Genomic DNA, 22245 nt, shown 5'->3' with positions numbered 1-22245 from the left:
TGGAGCCTCTCTATTCCGGGTCGGGCCGGTCTTGTGCGCGGAAGTAGGCCCAGCCGCCGGAATTGACACCTGGGAAGGCGCGGCTCGCAGACAGCCGGACCAGCCGGTTGTTGGAGCCCTTTGCGATCGCGTTGCCGGAGTCGATGTACTTGCAGACCTCCGACACGAAGGTTTCGCCGTTCATCTTGTTGACGGTGAACACATTTCCGTCGGCGGTCAGGCGATACGCCTCACCGACGGCCAGGGTGGCCGCACCCGATGCGAGGACCGTCCCGGAGCTACCGAGCTGGATCGAGACACCGGTGTTGTTCACCTTCATCGCCACATTGCTTCGGACGTACAACCTTTGAGGCTGCGACGTGACCGGTGTTGCGATTGCCGATTCGACGAAATGGTCGTCGCGGTTCATCGTCGTCGTGGCGGTGTAGAGCGCCTCACCGTCGGTCGTCCCCGAGAACACGAAATTGCCGTCGACGATCTTCGCGGGCTGGCCCAGGAAATACTTCTGGAGAGTCGGCGGCATCACCCCGTCGTCGAACGGCTCGAAGATCTGAACCAGGCCGGGCAGTGGAATGTTGAGGGACGGACCGATCCCCAGCCATGGTTTGAACGTGGTGTCGAACAGGAGGCTGCCCGCCGTCACAACCTGTCCTTCAGTGAGTTTGGTGGACAACCCGAATCGGGCCATCGACTTCGCTGGATACAGCAGCCCCTGTCGATCAGGTCCGCCGATGTTCACGCCCCAGACCTGTCGGGCATTGCCCGTTCCGTACTGGTGAATGATGACGAACAGGTCGGCACGGTCGGGAACGATGATGCCCTCGGGGATCTCGGGAGTGAACTCCCCCGGGGTGTTGCCGATGATCGGCGTCTGGTCCGGTGATGCCCACAGAACAGTCACATCACCCGCGCTGCCAGCGTCACGGCTCATGCGCAGCACTGCGACCTCGAGCGAGCACGGGCTCGACCCCGGTCCTACCGCGTAGGTGAACGATTCCCGCAGGCCACCCCACGATGTCAGAATGAACCCGCCGTACACGACGTCTTTCGACACCGACACAAGCTGGCCGATCTGAAAGACGTGCTCGTGAGAACGAGAAGTGATCGGGTGAACGTGGTTAGCGACAGCCGATCCCGTGGGGTTGCTCGTGTTGGCCGCCGCACCGTTCGCCGAGGCTGTGGAATCGATGACAAACCAATCTCGGTCGAATGTCATCTCCGAGTTGGTCATCGAATGCGAGCGCTTCTGGAGCGGTAGACCGTCCTGGAAGCTGATCATCGACGCCTTCACGGCCTCGACCTTGACGCCCTGCGCCGCCACAGCCGCGGCGGCGGCCTGCGCCGCAGACACCGCCGCCGCTGCGGTGCCCGCAACACCGTTCGCCGTAGCTTGCGCATTGGCAGCAGCGGTCTTCGTGCCGCGGAGCTCGTCGGCGAGATCGTCGAGATTGAAGATTCCGTGCGTAACCCCGTCGAGGCCGTCGAGGATCGCGCCGGCCACGAACCCGAGAATGCCGTTCGGAAAGAGGTTCAGTTGACCAGCATTGCCCCGCGGAGTGCGATCCGGGACGCGAAACGGCATGTCAGCAGCTCGAACTGGAGTACGGCGTTGCGGCGCGCTCGCGGGCGTTCTCCTCGGCCCGCGCCTGGAACTTGGCTATGAGATCGGCTCGCTCGGCGTCGGTCAGCGGAGGGTCTGTTGCGATGTCGTTGGAGATGTCGGTGAAGAGCTGGACGACGTTGGCATTGTCGCTGCGCTGGATCGCCGACCGAGCTTCGAGCGTCTGCCGGAAGTCGGCGTTGCACTTGCCCTGCTCGTAGTTGTAGTAGGTCCCCTGGCCCAGGGTCACGACGGCCATCAGAACCAGGAACGCACCGAAATAGCGCTTCCGCGTGACATTGTCGGCGATCGCCGGTGTGATCACCGTCTTCCCGTCGCCGTTGACGGATCGACGCCATGCCGTCGCCTGCCCAACCAGGAATCCGGCCAGGAAGGCGACGGCTGCGAGCGCCGTCGAGTACAGAAGATCACTGGTCGACATCAGATTCGCCGTCCTTCATCTTGTCCTCGGGCTTTTTCGCTTTCACGTACGAGCCGGTCAGGAATCCGACCAGCGCCAGCATGATCACGTTGACCTCCGGGGGTACGTGGGCATCGGGAACGAACAGCACCACCAGCACTGTCGTTGCCCACACCAGCGTCACGACGGTGATCAATATCGTGAGCAGGCGGGAGACTGTCTTCTCGTCCACTGCTACATAGCCTTTCGCTCACAACCGTCCCCGTCCTCCGCGGTGGCCACCGGTAGATCAGTACTCGATTACGCGGTGACGCCCGGCGTATTGCTCGATCTCGACCACTTGCTTCTCGGTCACGCCATTCGGGGTGAACCGGATTCCGACCGTGGCGAGCGTCTGGATCGTGATCGCGATGCCGCCGAGCACGGGCAGCGGGATCTCGACGCCGAGCCCGACGAGCAGCCAGATCACATTGATGGCCAGGCCGATGAGCGAGGTGACGGTGTTGCTGTACCGCTTGACGAGCGGCTGTTCGGCCAGGATGTCGCGCAGTACTTCGAGGCCTGCATTGGGAGTAGTCATGGTTCTCTTCTTTCGTTTTGTGGTTCAGGACTTTTCGTCGTACAGATCGGCGTCGGACTGGATGTCGACGGCGAGGACGTAGGCGATCGCGGCCGCGCCGGCCGAGAGGATCACCGCAGCGACGAGGAACGGCCAGCGGTAGTTCACAGGCCGAGGGCCTTCCAGGTGGCGGGTCCGACGATGCCGTCGACGGCGAGACTGCGGCGACTCTGGAAGTTGCGGACGACGGATTCGGTTGCGGGCCCGAAGTCGCCGTCGACCGCGAGGCGCGAGTAGGCGGGGTAAACCCGGTTGAGGAATTCCTGCAGGAAGCGGACGTGCTCGCCGGTCGAGCCGCGCTGGATCGTCGGCCGACCGGTCGATGGTGCCGGACTCGGTGCCGGCGGAAGCGTCGGGATGCCTGCGCCCCTGATACGCGCTACACCGGCGTCGTTGCGCGGGTCGCCTTCCCGATAGCGCATCTGAAAGTGCATCTCGTCGGGCTTGCCCCACGCCGCGCCCCAGAACACCTCCGGAAAGGCCTGCAACGCTCGATTGACAGCATCGATCTCGTTGCGCGGCATGGTGCGTAATCCCCACGGCCGGATCGGTGCCCACGCATCGAACGAGGTTCCCGCCAGGTGGTTGGAATTCTTGACCAAGTTATCCCTCGACCACCCCCAGACAGGCGACGTGAAGTTGCGGACCGTCCGATGCAGCACTCCGGCGAATGCACCGAGGATGATCGCCGGTGCACCCCTGCGAAGTGGCGCGGTATCCATGAACGGGGCGGTATCGACGATCACGCATTCGTCTCGGTTGCACATGCGCCAACCGTTCTCCGACCAGTCGTTCCCGTAGACAGTTCTGAATGACATCACGCCTCCTAGACGCTGTTGGAATTGCCGCGCGAGTAGCTCGCGAGGTTCTGTTGCCCGACGACGAGCCGTTCGTAGATTCCGCGAATGCGGTTGCCCTCACCGAGCACTGGACGCTCGACGATTCGACCGTCGCGCTTGTCGGTGACGGTCACGCTCGAGATGTACTGCTCGATCGTGGTTCCCTGGTCGTAGAAGGTGTGAATGTCACCGAGCTGGTAGCGGCGTCCGGAGCCGTCGTCGACTCCGAAGCTCATGCCGCGCCCGTCTGCACCGCCCGACTGGACGGTGAGTTCTATTGCCTCGCTGCCGGAATGCTCTTTGAGAGCACCTTGCGCGGTGGCGTACGCGTCGAGGCTGTACGCGGCGGTGTTGTCGGCGAAAATGTCGGCGAATGCGTCGTCGATTCCGATCTCGGCTTCGAGGTCGTAGTCGATGAACTGCTGGTACGCGAAGAAGATGTTGTCGAACAGGTCTCCGACGACCAGTCCGAGACCAAGTCCGGGAGCAATTGCGTTGAGCAGCAATTGAATCGCGAAGTTCGCACCCCACTCGATCACCTGGTTCAAAATCTCAGGTGCCTTGCCGCCGACCACGGCCCTCGTGGCGGTCGCGTGCGAGCTGTCGTAGTTCATCTCGAGCACCTGCGTGCCGTCGGTGCTCCATTGCACCTGACGCATGTCTTTCTTCGCGATGGTGTCGAATACGTAACCGGCCCTCGGCATCCGGCCCCAACTGCTCGGATCTGTCAGCCCGAGGTAGTTGTTGGGGTTGGTGAAGTTCAGGAAGTTGTCGCTCGTGACGTCGAGGATCGACTGGAGCTGCGAGAGCGTCGTGGCGTTGAACACCTTCGGCGACGGGCCGATACCGTCCCACAGGTCGAGCTTCCACCCGAAATCGAGGCGATCGCGGGTGAGCGAGAATCCGTCGTTGAGCTGGGTGAAACGCATCGAGATCACCGCGAGCTCCTCGATCGCGTTACCGACCAGATCGAGTAGCGAGCTGAGCGAGTTGAACGAGGCGAGGTTCGGATAGTCGCTGGTCACGGTGTGCAGCGGCATCGCCGCGCAGATCGGCCGGCGCGTCCGGACCCACGTCTTCGTCCCGAAGTACTTGAGCACGAAATCCGGGTTTCCGAACATGACGTCCTGCTTGCCCGTGAGGCCGATCTGGAACTCCGGAGGGAACATGGAATTGACCCAGGCGAGACCGCGCTGCAGCCAGAACTTGTAGTCCACCCCGGTGAATCGGATCGTCGGATTGCGCGGATTGCCGGACGTGTTGTGCGTCATCAGACGTCCGGTCCACGGGATACCGTTGCGGATCACGCGAATGTGAATCGCTTTGCGCCGCAGTGCGCGTAGACGTGGAATGAGTCGGTGACCCGGCTTGAGCTCGAAACTGATGGTGCCCGGGAGATACCAGTGATACATGATCTCGGCCTGGGTGTACGAGCCGAGCGGTGTCCACTCGATGATCGATCCGGAGCGCGTGCCGAGCTCGATGTTGAGTATGTCGACGTCGACGGTGTTCGGCCGCGCCCAACCCGGGAGGCTCATGCCGCCTCGTGGTAGAGCTGCGGCAGAACGACTTTCAAGCGCGTTGCTGCACTGGTACCGGATCCGGTGATCGTCACCGGAACGGGAACGGGATTCTTCGGATCGCTGGCAGGAGCTCGCTTGTACCAGCGCCGCCCGATCGCGGACCGCTCGACGCCGAGGTGGTCGCGGATCTCGAACCAATCCGGATCGGTCTCGATCGTCCACTTCTGGCCCGCACCGATATTCGGGAGTGCGACCGCCTCGCCGTCGAGTCCGAGTTTCGGATTGGTGATCGGTCCGGTGAGCTCGAAGTACGGCCACACGCGCTCGTCGGAGATGTTCACAACCGCGGCCCCGGCGAACTGCGCCGCGGTGAAGGTGCGCTCGTAGGGCAGGGTGCGCCACCACGACTCGTCCGAGCGCAGCATGACGCCCTCGTACTCGAAGCAGCCGAGGTAGCGCGTACGGGTGTAGTCCGGACTGGGGAGTAGCTTCGCCTTGCGGACGAGCTGGAAGCGTTCCTCGACCGTGCCGTCGGCGCGAGGAGAGCGCGCGGTGAACCGGCCCAGATTCTTGCCGTTGCCGATCGCGCGACGGAAGGCCTTCTCAACTTCCACTGCGAGCTCGCCCGGATAGAGCTGTGAGCGTACGAACATGGTGACGAAGTTCGGGTCGTACATCGTCGCGTTCCACGTCACGCCGTGCTCGTCGACGTTCTGGACGTCCGCGTGGGTGAACTCCGCGCCGCCGAGTCCGTCGATCGTCACGATGCGCATGCGAGCGATCGGGTCGCCGAGACCACCGAACGGCCAGGCCGAGCCGTCCACGCCGGTGAACTCGTACTCGATCGACTTCACGCGAAACCGGCCTTCATCAGCGCCAGATCGGCTGCGCCGGAGTTGGTGTCGAGATCGATCTTGGCCTGCACCAATCCACCTGCCTGCAGCGTCTTGATCATCTCCTGCTGTTGCTCGACGAGCTGATTGAGCGCGCCGATGATTGCCTCGCCGCCGGGAATGGTGTTCGAGCTCGTGTCGAACTCGGGCTTGACGAGCTGGCCGAGATCCCACTGACCGGACTGGGCCATGCCGATGAGGCCGCTCGCTCCGGACAGCGCTGCGAAGCCCATGCCGATGCCGAGCGACGCTGCCTCGTAGATGTTCCGGGGCTTCATCGAGTCAGACCTGTCCGGGCCGCTGTAGCCGCCGAAGCCCGGGCTCACGCCGCCGTTGGCGAATGCGGTCAGCCCGTAGCGCTCGCGTGCGCTCTTCGCGTCGACGAGAGTCAGGCCGCGACGTCGTGCCCATTCGGCGCCGATTGCGACGTGTTGCCGCTGGTCGGTGTCGGGGATGAAGAACTCGTCGTTCTGCTGCCGGTCGCCGACGACGCGCCAGGTGTTCGGCGGCACGACTTTTGCGTCCCGTCCGGACATGGGCGAGAGTCCGCCGGCGGCGTACGCGCGAATGATGTTGCCGTTCGCGTTCGCGGCGAACTGTTGCTGCAGGCTGGCGTACGCGGCATCGTCCATGCCGAGCTGAGTGCGAAACCTCCGCTCCTCGACCGTCACCGTGTGCGTGGAGCTCGTGTTGAGACCGTTGAGCCCGTCGACGCGGGCCCGGACGACGTCGGTGTTATCGGAGATCGCGAACGAGCCGTCAGGGAGCTGGGTGACGTGCGCACCGACCGCGATGAGCCGTTGGATCGTCTCCGGCGAGTTGTCGGTGACGACGATCTGCTTGTCGTTGTTGATCGTCGTCTCCACACCGACCTCGCGCAGCTTGTCCACGACCGCCTGTGCGCCCGGGGCGTCGACGGTGATGGCCTTGATCGGCGGCAGTCCGTCGATGGTGCCGCGGGCTGCGTCGAGAGCCTGCTGCGCAGCGATCGTGTTCGCCTCCAGCGTGAAGCCCTTGCCGTCGGGCAGCTCGGTGATCTCGAAGCCCATCGTCTGGAGATCCGCCCGGGCCTCGTCGGTCAGGGACTTCACCTCGATCGTCTTCGAATCGGGCATTCCGGTGATCGTGTCGCCGAGGGTGTCGAGCAGCTCCTGTGCTGCCATCACGGACTTCGTGTCGAGGTTGATCGCGACGTTCTCAGGGAGCAAACCCATCTGCAGCGCAACAGCTTCGGCCTGCGTGCGTGTTAGACCCATCGCCTCGGCGGTACGCAGGAACTCGTCGTACTGCGGCTGCATCGCGGCGCGCACAGCGTCCGACGAGTTGGTGACGGTGTACATCGCCGCAGCGAGTTGGTTGTAGCTGTCCGCGAACGAGCTCACCGAGTCCTGTGCCTTCGACCCGGCCTCGGTCTTGGTATCGATGTTCCCGCGGTCATCGACTCCGACGTCGCCGAGCGTGCCCTTGAGTCCGTCGAGGTCGCGCATCGAATCGTTCACGGCCTGTTGGGCTTCAGGTAGTGCGAGCTTGTCGTCCTTCAGTCCGGAAAGCGCCTTCGCAAGCGCGTCGACCTTGCTCGCAGCGCCGTCGGTCGACTTCGCGAATTCGTCCATCGCCTCGGCCATGGCACCGAGCTCGGCGGTGCCGTCGTTCGCGAATGCGACGTCTCCACCGGATGCTGCGATGCGCTTGAGCTCGGCCTGCTTGGCTGCGATCTCCGCGGTTGCCTTGTCGTACGCGTCCAGCATCTGGCCGGCCGGAGTGTCCTGGTCGGCGTTGTACTGACCGTCGCCCTCGAACAGTTCGCCGGAGAAGAACTTGCCGAAGTCACCCTTGACCTCGTCCCAGAACCCCATCTGCGAGACCTGCTCGTCGTGCATGCGCATGAGCTCTGCGCGCGTTGCCTTCGCGGCCGACTGCATCCCAGCGAGGCCCTTGGCTGCGCGGTCCGTGGAGATTCCTGCGTCGTCGAGTGCCTCGCCGAGCGACTTCGACCCGTCACGCAGCTTGATCGTTTCGAGCGCGGCAGCCGCGGCCTGCTGGCCCTGCGCAGTGAGCTTGCCGCCGGAGAGCTCGACCTGGGTGGCGGTGTCGACAACAGCGGTCTTGAGGTTCTCTGCGTAGCGCTTGGCCTCGGCGTTGTTCTGCATGAAGATCGCGAGACCTGCAGCGGCAGCGGCGAAGGCGACGCCCCAGGGGCCACCGAGAAAGCTCACGAGCGAGCCCGCACCGGCACGGAAGGCGGACATGCCCATCGTGCCGACGTTGCGCATGGTGCTGCCGAGGGTGGTGACGCCACCGTTGGCATTGCGAGTGGCCTGCTGCAGATAGCCGAACTGGGTGCGCATCGCGCTCACGGCGGAGGTGGTGGTGGTTCCCAGTCCGGCGATGGCGGCACGGCCCTGACCGATTCGCTGCACGAGACTCTGGCCGATCTGACTGCCGGCCAACATGGACGCGAGCTTGAGCGCCACGAGTGCGCCGATCGCGGCTTGAATCGGACCGGGCAGGCCTGCGAGGAAAGTGGCGAGGGCTCCGACGCCGTCTGCGAGCATGCCGACGACGGCCGAGGTTCCGGACAGCGCGGCCATGCCGGGGCCGGAGAGTAGCGAGACGAGCGCCTGGGCGGCAGGCATGAGCTTGTTGCCGACGGCGACGGACTGGGCCTCGAAGTCGGCGCGCAGGGTCTTGAGTCGGTTCGACAGCGATCCGGATGTCTTCTCGAAATCGCCCTGCATGTAGGCGGTTTGAGCGAGCACCTCGGCATAGGCGACCTGTACTCGGACGGCCGGTTCGAGCGCTTCGGAGGTGTTCTCGATCAGGCCCATTTTCATGGCCCGGGTCTTGAGAATTGTCTCGTTCATGATGACGCCGTACGCCTCGATCGGGTCCGACTCACCACGGAACGCCGCGCCGATGGCCTGGATCGCCTGCTCGGGGCTGGTGTTCTTGAAGCTGGCCATATCGCCTGCGAGCGTGGCCATCTGGACCGAGAACTTCGCGTTCTCCTCGGCGGCGAGGTTGGCCTGCTTGCCGTAGGTGCCGAACGTGGCCGCTGCCTCGCGAGCGGAGAGCTCGGTCATGCCGATGGCCTTGCCCGCGCCCTCGGCGAAGGTGTAGATCGTGCCGTTGGCGGTGCCGAAGATGGTGTCGATGGCGTTCATGGACTCGTCGAGATCCGATGCGGCCATGACCGACTCCTGGAAGAACGCCAGCAGGCCTGTAGCCGAGGCGGCCAGGCCCATTGCGCCGAGAGCTTCCTTCGCTCGATCGGCAGCCTGGGAGAGATCGGAGACGCCACCCTCGGCGACGTCGGCATCGTCGGCAGCCGATTCGAGTCCGGCCGAGACGCCGACCGTGGTGGCCACGAGATCGCCGAACGACGAGCCGGTCTGCGCCGCTTGCTGTTCGGCCTTCTCCCACTGAGAGGTGACCGAGCTCGTGGCGTCGCCCGCGCTGTTCATCGCGGTAGCGGCCGCTGCGGCGGACTGAGCGAAGTCGCTCATGTTCTTCGATGCGCCACCGGCTGCGCGTCCGGACGCGGTCAGTCCGCCGCCCGCTGCGACGCCGGCCGATCCGGACCCGGACAGCGTCGCGACCGCGTTCTGAGTGGCAGTCTGGAGCCCGGTCATCTCGCCCGCAGTGGACTTCGCAGCGGTGGCAGCGGTGGCGAGTCCCGAGCTCGCGCCCGCGGCCGCGGTACCGGCGTTCTTGACGTTGCCGGTGAACTGGAGAACCTTGCCACCGGCCTGCTCGAACCCGGTGCCCGCCGCTTTCGTGCTGCGCTGCGCCTGGCCCTCGAAGGTCTTGACGTCGGACTGGGCACGCGAGAGCGTGGACTTCCAATTCTTGTCTACGAGTTCGAGATTCGCGCGGATCGTGCCGACGTCGAGTGCGATGGGTCAGCCCTCCTTCCCGGCGGTCGCCTTGAGTACTCGGTGCAGCCGAGAGTCGGAGTTGGTGATGAGCCCGACGATGCGGGTCTGGAGCCAGCGCCAGGAACGCTGGTGGAGGATTCCGGAATCGAGATCGATCCCGTAGATGCTCTGATCCTGGAAGTCGAGCTCGACGGCGGTCCAGGCAGTGAAGACGTCGTGCCACGTCCACTTCTCCACGACCGCCGCCGGGCGTTTGTTCGGCTGTTTGCTCAGGTCGTGGTACCGGACTCGGACGCCGTACTCTTCGTCGAGCGGCCACCCGCCCGGGTCGTCGGGGCCGTACGTGCCCGGGGCGCACGTGAGCGCCCCGTTGCACGCGCCTTCGCAGGTGCAGCCTTCTTTGCCCCCGCAGCCGCTTTCTTGCTCGGCTCCGGGGGCATCGGGTTTCCCGTGTCACCGACGCCTTGGTGCCAGGCGATCTGCGCGATGGTGGCCCCCATGCCGAAGTGCATGAGCGCGGTGCGCCCGACGTGCCAGATCTCGGCCCAGCTCACGCCGTCAGCGCGCATCTCGCCGTACACACCTCCCGACCACAACCCGGTCTTGTCGTCGCGCGTTGCGCCGAGCAGACCGAAGACCAGCGAGAGTTCCTGTGCGTCGTCGATCATCGCGTTCTTGTCGGCGAACACCTGATGAATCCGCAGACCCTCGTCGGCGCTCGGCGAGGCAATCCGGTACGTCTTGTCTCCGACGGGTAGCAGAAGGTCCGGGTCGAAGAACTCCCGAAGGTTGTCGTAGGCCATTGGTTATGCGGCCTGCCCGTTGATCAGGGTGGTGACCTCGCCGCCCTGGCCGGTGCCGGTGAGCGCCGTCGTGTCGAGACCGATCAGCGGCACGTCGAGGCCAGCGAGCGTGCCCTGGAACGCGACGTCCCACGCGTTGAGCCCTGCGACTGCGGTGACGGCAACGTTGTTCGCACCGATGGTCGACAGACCGGTGAGCGCGGTCTGCACCTGCGCAGCCGTGGCGGTCGGCGCGAGACCTGCCGTGGACTGGCCGAGGAACTTCGCGATGAACGTGCCACCGAGGCCGGTGCCGATGAGGCGGATCCGCTGCACCTCGTTGACCGGGGTCGTCTGCGGGCGAGCGATCCGAGTGGGCTTGCCGCGGCCGGACAGCGTGGCCTGGTAGTTCTGCAGATCCTCGTTGCCACCACCGACGTCGGTGTACTCGACCGCGAAGTAGCTGCGGTACCCCTCGTCGATGTCGTCGGTTCGCCAGTACCGGATGTCGGCGACGTTGTCGTAGCCGACCTGGGTGCCGAGTGCTCGCAGGAACGTGGTGCCCGGATCGGGGACGACCGACGACAGCGACCGCTCGCCCTTGACCTTGCCCTCGATCGCGATGTCGAGCTTCTGCTTGGTCACGAGCTCGGAGCCGTAGCCGTCCGAGTCGTTGTCGGAGTCGTCCTGCTTGGTGGCCGTGGTCTTCGGCTCGATCTTCGACGTACCACGCAGCCACGCCCACACGGGCGATGCGTAGGTGCCGGTGTTGATCTGCATGGCCCACGCCGCAGCGCGGAAGGTGAACAGCAGACCGGAATTCGGGGGCTTGAGTACAGGCATAGTCAATCTCCTGGGTTGAGGGTGATGCGATAGGTGTCAGCCCGCATGTAGCGGCCCGTGGTGTCCGGGGTGGACTCCGTGCTCACCGTTCGGAAACAGGTGAGGACGTTCACGCCTCCGGGCCATCGCTGGCGATCGGCGGTGGGCTCGAAGGTGTGAAGGTGGTTGAACACCGCGTCCGCCGGGTCGTCGACGGCACGGACGGATCGGCCGGCACCGCGGAATCGGAGCCGGACGTAGAGGTCGGGATTGTGGGCGTCCCGATCGCGCCTGTCATCGATGACGGAGATGGTCACCGCGGTGTCCGGGGTGTCCGGCATGACCGCGCGGAGAAACACCGCAGGCTTGGCCGGATCGTTGGTGGTGCCGTATTGCTCGGACTCGTCGTAGCGAGCCAGTCCGGCCGCGGCGAGGTGAAGCGCCAGGGCTGTTCGGAGCTGGCTCCGGGTGGTTTGGCTCATCCGCCGAGCACCCGCGACATTGCCTCGGCGACATGCTGTTCGAGTTGCGGGCCGAACTTGCTCGTCGGCTCCGAGAGGAACTTCGCCTGACCACGTCTGTGCTCGAAGTCCTCGCGCTCGTGCTGCTTCTTTCCGTAGACCTTGGTGAATCCGACGGAGGCCTGCAGACCCTTCGCCTTGGCCATTCCGCTCGCTGACAGTGCGCCGGACTTCACCGGGATGTACACCGAGCGGACCTCGTCGAGCAGTGCTTCGGCCGCAGCCGCTACGCCCGCCTCGGCTGCCTGCTCGGCCTGTTGAGCCTTGGACCAATCGATGGGCACGAATCGACCTCCTAGACGATTTCGAGCGCCTGGTACGCGACGGTGACGTTGTCGCGCTTGTAGACCAGGCGGGACGTCTCGACGATGCAGACGCGGTTCTGCTCGCCCTCGGGCAGAGTCAGCCGAGATCCGGCCGGAATGACCGCCTCTTTCGCCGGAAACAGCACGAGGGTGTCCGAAACGACCTCCGAGCTGTCGGAGGTCGTTTCGGTGCGGGAGCGGCCCGTACGCCGCCCGCGCAGAGTCACCTTCGGCGCGAACTCGCTCTCTTGCGCGTTCTCGCCGATGAACCGCTCGACGCCGATGGGCGTCCGAAACGCGCTGTCGCGCATCAGCCCGACAGGGATACGACGTACGCGCCGGCCGACCCGGCGACCGGAGCGTTGGGAGTGGCCACCGGGTGGAGCTTGGCGACCTGCCCCGCGGTGAGGTAGATGAACTCCTCCGCCGCGGCCGCGAACCGAGTCGTCACGTCCGGGAACGTCTCCTCGGTGACGCGCCAGCCGATGCGCATGTCCTCGATCGCCCGGGTGACGACGTCGACGCCGACACCGCACACCAGCACGGGATCGACCGAATTGGCGGTGAGGTGCGCGTTGAGCGCAGGTGCGACTCGGAGCATCTCCGAGCGAGCACGAGCAACGAACACCTCCACCTGAGTCCGGACAGGCTCGACGAATTCCTCGCCGAGCTGAGCCTGTACGGCGTCGACCGTGACGAGCGCTTCGAGTGGCGTGTCAGCCATCGAGTCGCTGGCCTCCGATTGCTCCGGCCTCGGTTCCCAGGACCACCGATTCACCGGTCTCGAGGTTGCGGCGAACCCAGACCTTGGTGCCGTTCGGCGCGAACGTCTGGTACTGCTCGAACCGGTCCTTCGACTCGTCGCGCGGCGGCTTGAGCGGACGCTGCGACGGCACGACGGCATTGACGGTTCCGGTCGCCAGCGCTTCGGCACCGGGGATCGGCGTCACGCTCTGGGCATGCTCGAGCGGATCGGTCGTGTCGGCCGGACCGTCGCCCGGGGCGGTCACCGAGGGCTTGGTGAAGTCCGTGTCGAGGGTGGTGCTCGCGGTGGACGTCGACGGAGCAATACCGAGGTCCGCGGCGACTTCCTCGACGACGGGCGGTGCCTCGGTGACGGTCTCGGAGGTTGCTTCCGGAGCGGCCTCGGTGATCGACGACTCGTTGTCGGCGTCGAACTTGGAAACGGCGGCGCGCTTGTCGTCGGCGTTGCCTTCACTGGGGAGCCCGCGCGCGGCGAGTGCCTCTTCCAGCGCGAATCCGGTGAGCTTTTCGGCCATGGTGCTTCCTTTCGATCGAAAATCAGGGGTCGTGCTCGGTCGAGCACTTATGACGGAACTCAGGCGGCGAGGACGCCGGTCATGCGAGCTGCGGCCTTGCCGCCGAACGTCGCGAGGCCGGTGTAGAACTCGATGCGCGTGCGGTAGGCGGGGTTCGACTGGAGCAGGCCGAGGTCGTCCACCATGACTCCACCGTTGGTCAGGCCGGTCACGGCCTGGTCGCCCTCGTCCTGGCCGAATCGCACTGCGTAGATCGAGGACGTGATGCCCGATGCCGTGCCCTGCGTTTCGGTCTGCGGGAGAACGGCGGTACCCGTGAGCCCGTCGCCGGGATCGAGGATCGGGATCCCGTTGTAGGTCAGGACGCGCTTGCCGGTCAGGTCTTCCTTGACCATCTCGGTGCCGCCGATGCGACGGCCTGCCGAGCGGAACTTCGCCTGGATCGACGAGTTCATGTAGATCGCGCCGTTCGCACCGTTGATCTTCGGCACCTTGCCGAGCAGGGTGTCGAGTGCGTCGAAGAAACTGTGCGTATCGCTGCCACCGTTGCCGAGCACCGGAAGTCCGTTGGTGCCGGCCGCGAAGACCTGGTTTCCGGTCAGTCGCTTCTTGAGTCCGTCGAAGCCCTTGGGGTCGACCGCGACGTCGCCGTTGAAGAAATGATCCTGGAACTTGTACGACGCGGCCTTGACCTTCATCCCGGTCTGAATGGCGCGCTGGTCGTTGACGTTGCCGCGAGTCTGGACGATGAAGCGGTCCACGTCGGCGTCACCACCGAGGATCACGAGCGACTCGGTCGCCTGCACGATGGTGCCGGTCGACTCGGTGTAACCCTCGTTGACCGCACGGAATGCGACGCCCGGGAGAGTCGCTTCCTTGTTGTAGGCGTACGCATTTCCCTCGATGGTCATGAAGGGGATGCGGTCGAGCACCGAGCTCTCGATGACGAACGTCTCGAGTACGCCCTTCTGGAGATCGTTCTGCGAGGCGACTGCTGCCTGCGCAAGTGTTACGGCCATAGCTGACCTGCCTTTCTGGTGTCGTCCCGTCGGCTATGGCCGCGCGGGTCTAGCTACTTTTTGTCGTTGGCGGCGTAGGCATTTCGCATGCGGTCGACGCCGGGAGCGGAGTCGTTCTTGACGTCCGAGCCACGTGCGCCCGCGCCGGGGGTGTAGTCGCCCTCTCCGGAACCGCGCAGACTCGCCTTGATCTTCTTGGCGTCGGCCAGCATTTCCTCGTCCGTTTCCCCGCGGACGCGGTCTGCCCAGTCGACGGGAAGTCCTTCGGTGAGAGCTGCACGCAGACGGCCGTTTTCGAGCGTGAGCTTGCCGTTGTCGGCTTCGAGCTGGCCCACCTTGGTCTTCGACTCCTCGGCATCGCGCTGGAGCTTCTGATCGGCGGTGAGCTTCCCGTCCTCGAATTCCTTGAGCTTCGCTTTCAGATCGGCGTTCTCGGTCTCGGCCGACTTGCGAGCGGTGCGTTCGGATTCGAGAGCCTTCTTGCCGCCCTCGCCGAGCTTGTCGTCGTCACCGTCCGGATCGCCCGAACCGGCACCGGCACCGCTGTTGTTGTCGCCGCCTGCCCCGCCCTCGGGTTCGTTGAAGAACCGAAGTCGGGGGTACCGCTCCTCGAATGCCGTTGCCGCCGTGCATCGCACACGAGCGGGACCGGTGAATTGAGGGAGCTTGTTGACCTGCATTTTTCCTCCATCGCGGAGTCGCCCGCCTCGGATCGCCCTCGGCGGTGGAACATCCCAGCCGTCGCGGCGGGGAAGAATGGGCGCACGAAAAAGGCCCCGGAGCGAATTGCTCACGGGGCCTTGCTGTCGTGCGGGTTGGTCTAGCTGGTGGATACCTCGGTCGAGTGGACCGGCGTCATCTGGCGGACCTGGTTGCGGCATTCGAGGAACTGCTCGAATGTGACGACTCCGCTCGACTTCTCGACCAGGATCACCGGCACGTCCATCGCGGGCATGCCGGCCGGATCGAGGGCCGGCGTCTCACTGAGTACTCGGTACGACCGAGCATCCTCGCTGCCCTCGGTGGCTGCGACGAACGGCTCGATCGATGGGAAGAACCCGGCATATTCGCTGCGCGGGTACTCCAGCTCGGCGCGGTGTCGCGCGTCGTCGAATGTGATCATCGCGGCACCTCCTCGAATGGTTTGATGAACCCGGCTGATGTGACGAGTGTACGCGTGCTGTCCACAGGCAGGGTCTTGTCGACTCGGAACATCAGTGCACCTCTCCGAGGTCCGTGGAAGTCGATATCCGTGAGGTATCCGGAGGCGTCCGTCTTACCCGGCTGTGCGTCGTAGAACCGCACTCGACCGTTCTTCATGACCTCGAAGTTGAAGATGTGCGCACCGCCGCCCTTCCACTCGTTGACGATCCACCCGCGAGTGCCCGGTCCCCAAGCTTGGGCAACTGACATGATCTGAGCTGTCGATGTCGTTCTGATGAAGTCGTTTCCCGACGACGGAGCGGTACCGGTGTCGGTCCATCTGCCGAAAATTTCCTGCTCGGGCATTGCTTTGTCGACGCCCTTGATGTTCGGGTTGGCCGTCACGTCGTACCCACGGGTGCGGAGCTCGTATGCCTGTGCGACTCGCTGGCAGTTGACTCGATATTCGGGACCGTCGAAGTACTTCGGGTTCGTCGCTGGCACGTCTCGTTCGATCGAGGTGCGGTGTCGATCGAGTGCACCCTTGCGCTTGAGGCCCGGTATCGGCCAGTCGGCAGTCGGTGCGACCTTGATTTCGCCGGCCAGGTGTAACGCGTCCTGTAGGTTGCGTCGCCATTCGGCGCGGTACTCGGTCGCCCACGTCGGCCCGATCTCTCTGCTCAGGTGCGGGAGGTCGAAGTCCGGATCGTTGAGCTCGTCTTCGACCTTGAGCAGCTTGCGTGCGACCTTCTCGACGTCGTCGATCTTGGCGCGCTTGCCGTCCCGGAGGTCTCTCAGGTTCGCTCGATCGACGATCGCCCGGGCATGCAACGGCATGACGTCGATCGCGGTCTTGTCGGCCACGGCATCGAGCGCGGCCGCGGACTTGGTGACCTTGTTCTGCGCGGTCTTGATCTTCGCCGCCGCCCGCGCTGCCTTCTTTTCCTCGGCCGTGAGCTCGGGCTTTTTCGGCGCCGGTTTCGCATCGAGGTCGATCGACGGTTTCGGCTGTGGGCGGGGCTTCGGCGGTGGTGGAGTCTTGCCGGTGAGCGAGCCACGGTTGCCAGACTTGCTGCGGTCGAAGGCGTAGCCGTTGAGTTCGAGTAGTCGCAGGTATTCCTCGCGTGACTCGGCGATCTCGGCGATCGCTTCGGGCATGAGCCTCGGCGACGTCGCGGGTGTTTGCCCGCGTGAGCGAATCAGCTTGCCTGCGAATCCGCGCTTGGTGGTGCCCTCGGTCGAGATGAACAGGTCCTGGCCGTAGACGTTCGTGCGCGTGATCCGTCCGGCACCGGTGGAAAGGCCGGCGTTTCCGCGTCGGACGTTGACGACCTGGCCGATGTCGGCCCCGGCGCGGATCGCGTCGGCACCGTTGCGGGTGTAGATCTTGTTCTGCTGCTCCTCGGACAGCGCGTCGAAGGCCTCGCGCGGATCCGTGATCAGCTCGGGCGAGGCCGTCTCGGTCGTCGGTATGTGGCGGCACATGCAGCGTGGGTGCCGCAGGAATCCGTCGGACCATCGGTAGAACCGGCCTGCGAGGACCGAGCAGCGCGAGCAGCCTCCGACGCGGACGAGCCGGGTGTATCCGATGCCCGGACGGACCGTGAGCTCCAGCATGGTCGACGAGCGGCCCGCGTCGGCCACCTGCGTGAGTACTCGTTCCTCGAGCGCGGTCCGGCCCTTCTTCCAGGCCTCGCGCACGACGGCGTCGTTGACCTCGTCGGCCTGTGCGATCGCCGACTTCGCGGTGATCACCGCGCCGTAGAGCAGCGAGTCCAGTGGCCGGCCATCGGAGGCGACACCGACCAGCCTCGACGGGTCGATCGAGGCCTCCGGAGCGCGGTTCACACCGATCTCGCTCAGTGCGCTCTCGACGTAGTCGCCGCCGCCACTGACTGCTCGCGTCTGTGCAGCAGCGAGGACTCCGACGAGTAGGTCGGCATTCGCCTCGAACCATCCGTCGAAGTCGTCGGGCGGAGTGCTGCCCCAGAGGTCGCCCGACGCGAGAATCGCTGCGGCGGTGACCTTCTGCTGGTCTCGGTAGTGGTCAGCCGCCGTCGTTGGCTGCGTTGCCATCGTCCGTCGGCCCCGGAGCGGGTGTCAGTGCCGCCATGGCTGCCATGGCGACCTCGTTCTGCTGCTCGCGCTCCTGATCCACGAGCTCCATCCAGCCGTCGACCTTCGGTGGTGTGGCATCGGGCAGCATCTCGAACGCTGCGCGCTTCGGGAATCCCTGTCCGATGAGCTTCACGACGCCGTCGATGATCTGGGCGAAGCTCTTGGCCTCGGTATCACCCCAGATGACCTCGATCGAGTAGTCGTCCTTACCCACCTTGCCGCGGGCGACGTTCGCGAGGCGGACGACCGATTCGAGCGCCTCGCCTGCGGAGCGCTTCATCTCTGCGACAAGCGATTTCAGCGTGGATTCGGCACCGGTGAGAGCGTCTCCGGACAGGTTCGCCATGCGAGTGAGCAGGTACTGCGGCGGCACCTGGCCGGTGGCGAACAGGCTGGACAGGAAGTCGTCGTAGACGCTGATGTAGTTCTGCAGGTTCGATTCGTCCAGGTCGTAGACCTTGGTGTCGACGCCAGGAAAGACCAGTGCTCGATCGACGCCGATCTTGCCGGGTGAGCGCAGCATCGGCTGCTCGAACCCGTTGCCGTCGAGAATCGGTACACCGTTGCTGTCGCGCTTGATCATCGCGTTGCCTTGCGAGTCGCGGACAACGGGGTCGTAGCCGGAGAACACTCGCTGTCGGAATGCCGAGAACTGCATCGCCAGAAGGGTGTTGAAGCGGATCGTGTTCACCGCGTCCTGCTGCGGCATCAGTGGCTCGATCGCCGAGTGCGGAATGCCGTCGGCGTCGACGTTCATGTCCGATGCGATGAACGGCAGCTCACCGAGGCCGTGATCGCCCCCGCGGACGATCGTCCAGTCGCCGGTCACGCCGCGGCGCTCGAACCGCCGCCAGTTCGTGTCGTCGTAGACATACGCGACCCACAGTGTGCCGGCCGTCTCCGAGACCGACGCCGGGAGGATCAGCGAGCTCGTCGTCGTCGGGTTGAGCTCCTCCGAGAACGTCTTGACTGCGAACAGGCCGGTGAACGGGTCGGCAGGGTCGGGTTCGATCCAGACGCGCTTGCTGTTCTCGACGGCGATCTTCGGCCGGTCCCGGTTGGCCGGATTCTTCGACACCGACCAGATGCCGCGGCCGTGGATCTGGCCCTGCAGGAACACGATCTGCTGTCGAGCATCGATGTGGTTCGGCTGGATGACGTTGCGCCACACCTCGAGGTCGACCTTGCCGTCACCGCCCATGATGCCGTCGGCGCGCATGCGCTGAACCGGAGCCTTCATCGCGATACCGAGCCAGTTCGCGATGGACTGCTTCTGCAGCGAGGCGTACTCGGCGTTCACGCCTTCCGGAGCGAACGGATCGTCCTGAATACCCTCGTAGTATCGCTGGCGGCGTTCCCACTGCGGGAGCTGCTTTTTCAGCCGCTCCAATCCGATATCGAGGTATCGGCGCGCTGTGCGGTCGTCCACGCCACCTCCTGGTGCTCTCAGTTGAATCCGTACATGACGTCGGAGGTCTTGTTGGCGTTCGGGTTCGGCCATCCGGCCGCGCGGGCGTCCGACGCGGCCTCGTGGGCAACGACAGTCGCTTGAGCGCAGTCGATCTTCTGATGGTTGGTCGGCTTACCGAGCACGAACCTGTCGCCGGGTTTGGCGACCTTGCGGGCGTTGGCGAAGTGAATCTTGGTGTGCGGGCAGCCGTCGTGGGTGATTCGGCCGGCCTTCAAGTCGGTCTGGAAGCGCACCAGCGCGGCGTGCATGCGGGTGATCTTGTCGTTCGGCCACTCCGAGACGACGTCCTCGCCGTACTTGAGTGCCCACGCGCCGATCTCGGTGTACCAGCCCGACGGGTCGGGGTAGAACCGCGAGACGCGCCACGTTCGGAAGATCTCGTCGACCGCGGCTTCGACCTCACCACGCGGGATCTCCCCGCCCCATTCGGCCGGATTCCAGATCGCCGGCCGCCGGTCGGGACCGTACCGCGGGGTGAACAGGAACCCGCTGCGGGTCTCCATCCGGATCGCAGTCCAGTCGTCGTTCTCCGAACCGTCGAACGCGCCCGCGACCTGTGTGCCCTTGGGCGGGTTAGGAAGCCAGGGTTGCGGTTTGGGCATAATGCTCGTCCCACAATCCATCTCGGAGCCACACGCCCGACCCGTACGTGTTCCGGTTGCCGAAGAACCGCTCCGCCTGATCCGGATCGGTCTCGTTCAACTCCGCCGCCTCCGCCTCGATCGAGTCGAGATTCACCCAGTCCGAGCCCTGGTAGACGAATTGGAGGATCTTGCGGCGTTCGAGCTTGTTCTTCCAGGACAACTGCGTCGGCGGCTTGCGGTAGAACTTGAACACGTCCTCGGCCACCGACTCGAACGTGCGCTGCGCCGTCGAGTTCTGCGAGGTGTCGAAGCAGTTTGTCCACTCCGACGAACGGCCACCCATGCCAGCGGCGTTGCGTCGCTGCGTCTCCGCGATGCCGACCATCTTGTTCTGCTTCGTGTACAGCCCCGCTTCGTCCTGGCCAGCGAACGAAATCGGGTTACCGACTCGACCCGACGCCGACGACGTCACGGCGTCGATCCGGTCGAAGTCCTCGCCGCCGACATCGCCCGCGATGCGGATGAAGTTGTCGCGGATGAACAGCAGATCCGAGAGCGGACCCAACCGAATCATCGCCGTCAGCGGCTTCCAGACGTTGCCGACCTGATCCTGGTTGACCGCGGTGAGCTGAATGACCGGCGACGGGTGGCGCATGCCCATCGGCTCGCCCGGGAGATACGGATACTCCCAACCGCAGCCGCAACCCCAGTCCGAGCAGGCCCACCCGTCGTCCTTACCCGCCCAACCGAGGAACTCGCTCGGTCCGCAACCCTGAACGCACGTCATCGCCGCCAGCTTCGGACCCTTGCCGGTCTTCTGCGGCGCGATCACCTGCATACGGCGGTACCGGAAGGCCTGATTGAGCAGGAGCTCACCGTCCGGAAGCGGTTCGACGTCGGGCCGGATCTCGTAGAACTTCGCATCGAGCCAGAACTGCCAATCCGACTGCACCAGCGGCTCGCCGCGATGGATCTTGTCCGGAATGCGGCAGTGCTGCGTCGTCCACGCGTCGACGAGGTGTCCGAGCGTGGGGAAGTCGTCAGGCTCCGCCATCGATCATCGTCAGCGGACGTCGTGGCTGCACCTGAGCCGGTTCCTTCGCCGTCTCGTCGACGACCACCGACGGGACCGACGACACCGCGGCGATCTTCCACCCGTTGAACGCGAGGCCGGCCGGAGTGAGGCCGAGCTGATCGGCGAGACGGTTCACCTGAGTCAGGATCGACGCCGAGCAATCACCGGACTCGGCACGTACCGACCATCGGACGAACAAGGCGATCGGGCGTAGCCGCCACAGCTTCTCTTTCGACCACTGCTCGGCCTGCGGGGTCTTCCACACCTCGCGCCAGACCACCCTTTCGCGTTCGCTCGGACCGTCCAGCGGCCACTTCGGCGCGCGGCCTTTGTGGCCGGCGGGCGGCAGATTGATGAACTTGATTCCCTGAGATTCGGACTTCGCCGAGTTCGGATCTTTCGTTGGGCCGCTTCGGTTTCGATGGCCACCGTGAGATGACATTGGAGCTCCTTCAACGGCATCGCGCCGCCTCGGATTCAGTGAGCATCGCGCTCACCGACGTTTCTTGAACCCTCTGCGCGGTCTAGCGCCCTCCCCCGCGGTTCGTCCCCCCAGGCTCGAAGGGGGTACCCCCCCACCCCCTGAGCGCGTCAGAGAGAGCGGATCAACACGACCCAGCCCTGCCATAGCAGGCGGGCGAACTCGGTGCGGGAGTATCGAACTCGGAAGGTCTGTTCGTAGGCCGTTGCGAAGAACAGATCGACACGACCGTCGGCCGCGTCGATGATCAGCTCCGCATCGTCACTCGTCTGCTCGTGCTTGGTCATGGTTGATACCAACCTGATTGCTGCGCAGGCAGTGAAGCGAGCGTGTAATCCGACGGGTTGGCAGTGCCGAACATGATCTCGATCCTCGCTCGCTCGACGGCCGCGTGCTGTTCAGCGAGATCCTGTGAACCGAAGATCGGGTTGGGCCACGTCATCACCTTGGCAAGGAAGTCGACTACGTCTGTCATCGTCGTCCCGTCGTTGCTCGATTGCAGGCCTCATGCTCGGGCCCATTCCACTTGGTTCGGTCGTGGTCGTCGTGTCCGAGATCCCATGGCTCGCTCGCTGCGATGAGCTTCGAGCAGCGAGAGCAGCGCACGTTGCCGGTTGCGACTCGTGGCTTCCACTGCGCGCGCAGGCGGTCGTGCTCGACTCCGTATCCGCGTTGCTGCCTGGTACCCCTGCCCCGCTCACGAGCTTGCCGGTGAGCGGGGCAGAGACTCTCGGGCTGCATCCGTGGGCAGCCGGGGATGGAGCAGACGCGGTTACGTGCGCGAGGCATCGATAGCCGTAGCGAGAGCGGGTGCGTGTGACGAGCAGGGTCGATCGCTGGTGCAGGTGTCGCATCCCAGAACGTAGAACGT

The 22245-nt window shown here is 65.0% G+C and carries 27 protein-coding genes; all 27 read right to left on the bottom strand.

Translation table 11 applies throughout. The features are described 5' to 3' along the window. Positions 1-10 precede the first annotated feature (10 nt). The 27 genes from CH296_RS11310 to CH296_RS11190 all read right to left on the bottom strand — a co-directional run bounded on the left by CH296_RS11310 (position 11) and on the right by CH296_RS11190 (position 21849). Complete coding sequence (locus CH296_RS11310; protein WP_094684767.1) at positions 11-1582, bottom strand: hypothetical protein; 1572 nt, start codon at positions 1580-1582, stop codon at positions 11-13. A gap of 1 nt (position 1583) precedes the next feature. Further along, complete coding sequence (locus CH296_RS11305) at positions 1584-2042, bottom strand: hypothetical protein (protein ID WP_094684766.1); 459 nt, start codon at positions 2040-2042, stop codon at positions 1584-1586. After that, the gene (locus CH296_RS11300) at positions 2029-2253 is read right to left on the bottom strand and encodes a hypothetical protein (protein ID WP_094684765.1); all 225 of its coding nucleotides are present in this window, start codon (positions 2251-2253) and stop codon (positions 2029-2031) included. Before CH296_RS11300 ends, CH296_RS11305 begins: the two co-directional genes overlap by 14 nt. Before the next feature lie 57 nt (positions 2254-2310). Then, positions 2311-2601, bottom strand: coding sequence for a hypothetical protein (locus tag CH296_RS11295; protein WP_094684764.1), 291 nt, complete (start codon positions 2599-2601; stop codon positions 2311-2313). Between the two features lie 24 nt (positions 2602-2625). Then, on the bottom strand, positions 2626-2748 hold the full coding sequence (locus CH296_RS29530) for a hypothetical protein (protein WP_256980416.1): 123 nt from the start codon (positions 2746-2748) through the stop codon (positions 2626-2628). Next, positions 2745-3458, bottom strand: a complete 714-nt coding sequence (locus tag CH296_RS29315) for a peptidoglycan-binding protein (RefSeq protein ID WP_094684763.1) — start codon at positions 3456-3458, stop codon at positions 2745-2747. The genes CH296_RS29530 and CH296_RS29315 overlap by 4 nt, the downstream gene beginning before the upstream one ends. Before the next feature lie 8 nt (positions 3459-3466). After that, a complete protein-coding gene (locus tag CH296_RS11285; protein WP_094684762.1) occupies positions 3467-5017 on the bottom strand; it encodes a hypothetical protein in 1551 nt (516 codons plus the stop codon). Further along, positions 5014-5856 carry a hypothetical protein gene (locus CH296_RS11280; protein WP_094684761.1) on the bottom strand — a complete coding sequence of 281 codons (843 nt, stop codon included), beginning with the start codon at positions 5854-5856 and terminating at the stop codon, positions 5014-5016. The genes CH296_RS11285 and CH296_RS11280 overlap by 4 nt, the downstream gene beginning before the upstream one ends. Beyond that, a complete protein-coding gene (locus CH296_RS11275) occupies positions 5853-9527 on the bottom strand; it encodes a hypothetical protein (protein ID WP_094684760.1) in 3675 nt (1224 codons plus the stop codon). The genes CH296_RS11280 and CH296_RS11275 overlap by 4 nt, the downstream gene beginning before the upstream one ends. 270 nt (positions 9528-9797) lie before the next feature. Continuing rightward, positions 9798-10010 carry a hypothetical protein gene (locus CH296_RS11270; RefSeq protein WP_094684759.1) on the bottom strand — a complete coding sequence of 71 codons (213 nt, stop codon included), beginning with the start codon at positions 10008-10010 and terminating at the stop codon, positions 9798-9800. 32 nt (positions 10011-10042) lie between these two features. Continuing rightward, entirely contained in the window at positions 10043-10576 is a 534-nt protein-coding gene (locus tag CH296_RS11265; protein ID WP_094684758.1) for a hypothetical protein, read from the bottom strand. Positions 10577-10579: 3 nt separating this feature from the next. Continuing rightward, the gene (locus CH296_RS11260) at positions 10580-11398 is read right to left on the bottom strand and encodes a phage tail tube protein (protein ID WP_094684757.1); all 819 of its coding nucleotides are present in this window, start codon (positions 11396-11398) and stop codon (positions 10580-10582) included. Between the two features lie 2 nt (positions 11399-11400). After that, entirely contained in the window at positions 11401-11859 is a 459-nt protein-coding gene (locus CH296_RS11255; protein WP_094684756.1) for a minor capsid protein, read from the bottom strand. After that, positions 11856-12182: a hypothetical protein gene (locus tag CH296_RS11250; RefSeq protein ID WP_094684755.1), complete on the bottom strand. Its 327-nt coding sequence runs from the start codon at positions 12180-12182 to the stop codon at positions 11856-11858. Before CH296_RS11250 ends, CH296_RS11255 begins: the two co-directional genes overlap by 4 nt. Before the next feature lie 11 nt (positions 12183-12193). Next, positions 12194-12514: a hypothetical protein gene (locus CH296_RS11245; protein ID WP_094684754.1), complete on the bottom strand. Its 321-nt coding sequence runs from the start codon at positions 12512-12514 to the stop codon at positions 12194-12196. Continuing rightward, complete coding sequence (locus tag CH296_RS11240) at positions 12514-12927, bottom strand: hypothetical protein (protein ID WP_094684753.1); 414 nt, start codon at positions 12925-12927, stop codon at positions 12514-12516. Before CH296_RS11240 ends, CH296_RS11245 begins: the two co-directional genes overlap by 1 nt. Continuing rightward, positions 12920-13483 (bottom strand): hypothetical protein, encoded by a 564-nt coding sequence (locus CH296_RS11235; protein WP_094684752.1) that lies wholly within the window; start codon positions 13481-13483, stop codon positions 12920-12922. Before CH296_RS11235 ends, CH296_RS11240 begins: the two co-directional genes overlap by 8 nt. A gap of 59 nt (positions 13484-13542) precedes the next feature. Then, complete coding sequence (locus tag CH296_RS11230; RefSeq protein ID WP_094684751.1) at positions 13543-14502, bottom strand: major capsid protein; 960 nt, start codon at positions 14500-14502, stop codon at positions 13543-13545. Positions 14503-14555: 53 nt separating this feature from the next. Next, entirely contained in the window at positions 14556-15182 is a 627-nt protein-coding gene (locus CH296_RS11225) for a hypothetical protein (RefSeq protein ID WP_094684750.1), read from the bottom strand. Between the two features lie 140 nt (positions 15183-15322). After that, positions 15323-15625: a hypothetical protein gene (locus CH296_RS11220; RefSeq protein ID WP_094684749.1), complete on the bottom strand. Its 303-nt coding sequence runs from the start codon at positions 15623-15625 to the stop codon at positions 15323-15325. Further along, positions 15622-17721 (bottom strand): toxin glutamine deamidase domain-containing protein, encoded by a 2100-nt coding sequence (locus CH296_RS28930; RefSeq protein ID WP_179277701.1) that lies wholly within the window; start codon positions 17719-17721, stop codon positions 15622-15624. Before CH296_RS28930 ends, CH296_RS11220 begins: the two co-directional genes overlap by 4 nt. Beyond that, complete coding sequence (locus tag CH296_RS11210; RefSeq protein ID WP_179277700.1) at positions 17693-19192, bottom strand: phage portal protein; 1500 nt, start codon at positions 19190-19192, stop codon at positions 17693-17695. The genes CH296_RS28930 and CH296_RS11210 overlap by 29 nt, the downstream gene beginning before the upstream one ends. Before the next feature lie 17 nt (positions 19193-19209). Next, positions 19210-19836: a terminase gene (locus CH296_RS11205; RefSeq protein WP_094684747.1), complete on the bottom strand. Its 627-nt coding sequence runs from the start codon at positions 19834-19836 to the stop codon at positions 19210-19212. Continuing rightward, positions 19808-20872, bottom strand: coding sequence for a terminase (locus CH296_RS11200; protein WP_094684746.1), 1065 nt, complete (start codon positions 20870-20872; stop codon positions 19808-19810). The genes CH296_RS11205 and CH296_RS11200 overlap by 29 nt, the downstream gene beginning before the upstream one ends. Then, entirely contained in the window at positions 20859-21335 is a 477-nt protein-coding gene (locus tag CH296_RS11195; RefSeq protein WP_094684745.1) for a hypothetical protein, read from the bottom strand. The genes CH296_RS11200 and CH296_RS11195 overlap by 14 nt, the downstream gene beginning before the upstream one ends. Positions 21336-21484: 149 nt before the next feature. Further along, the gene (locus CH296_RS28925) at positions 21485-21661 is read right to left on the bottom strand and encodes a hypothetical protein (RefSeq protein WP_179277699.1); all 177 of its coding nucleotides are present in this window, start codon (positions 21659-21661) and stop codon (positions 21485-21487) included. Further along, positions 21658-21849 (bottom strand): hypothetical protein, encoded by a 192-nt coding sequence (locus CH296_RS11190; protein WP_094684744.1) that lies wholly within the window; start codon positions 21847-21849, stop codon positions 21658-21660. Before CH296_RS11190 ends, CH296_RS28925 begins: the two co-directional genes overlap by 4 nt. Positions 21850-22245: the final 396 nt, after the last annotated feature.

This window comes from Rhodococcus sp. 14-2496-1d (assembly GCF_002259365.1).
GTDB lineage: Bacteria > Actinomycetota > Actinomycetes > Mycobacteriales > Mycobacteriaceae > Rhodococcoides.
The sequence above is the reverse complement of the archived record's forward strand: the minus strand, read 5'-3'. Positions and strand labels throughout refer to the sequence as shown.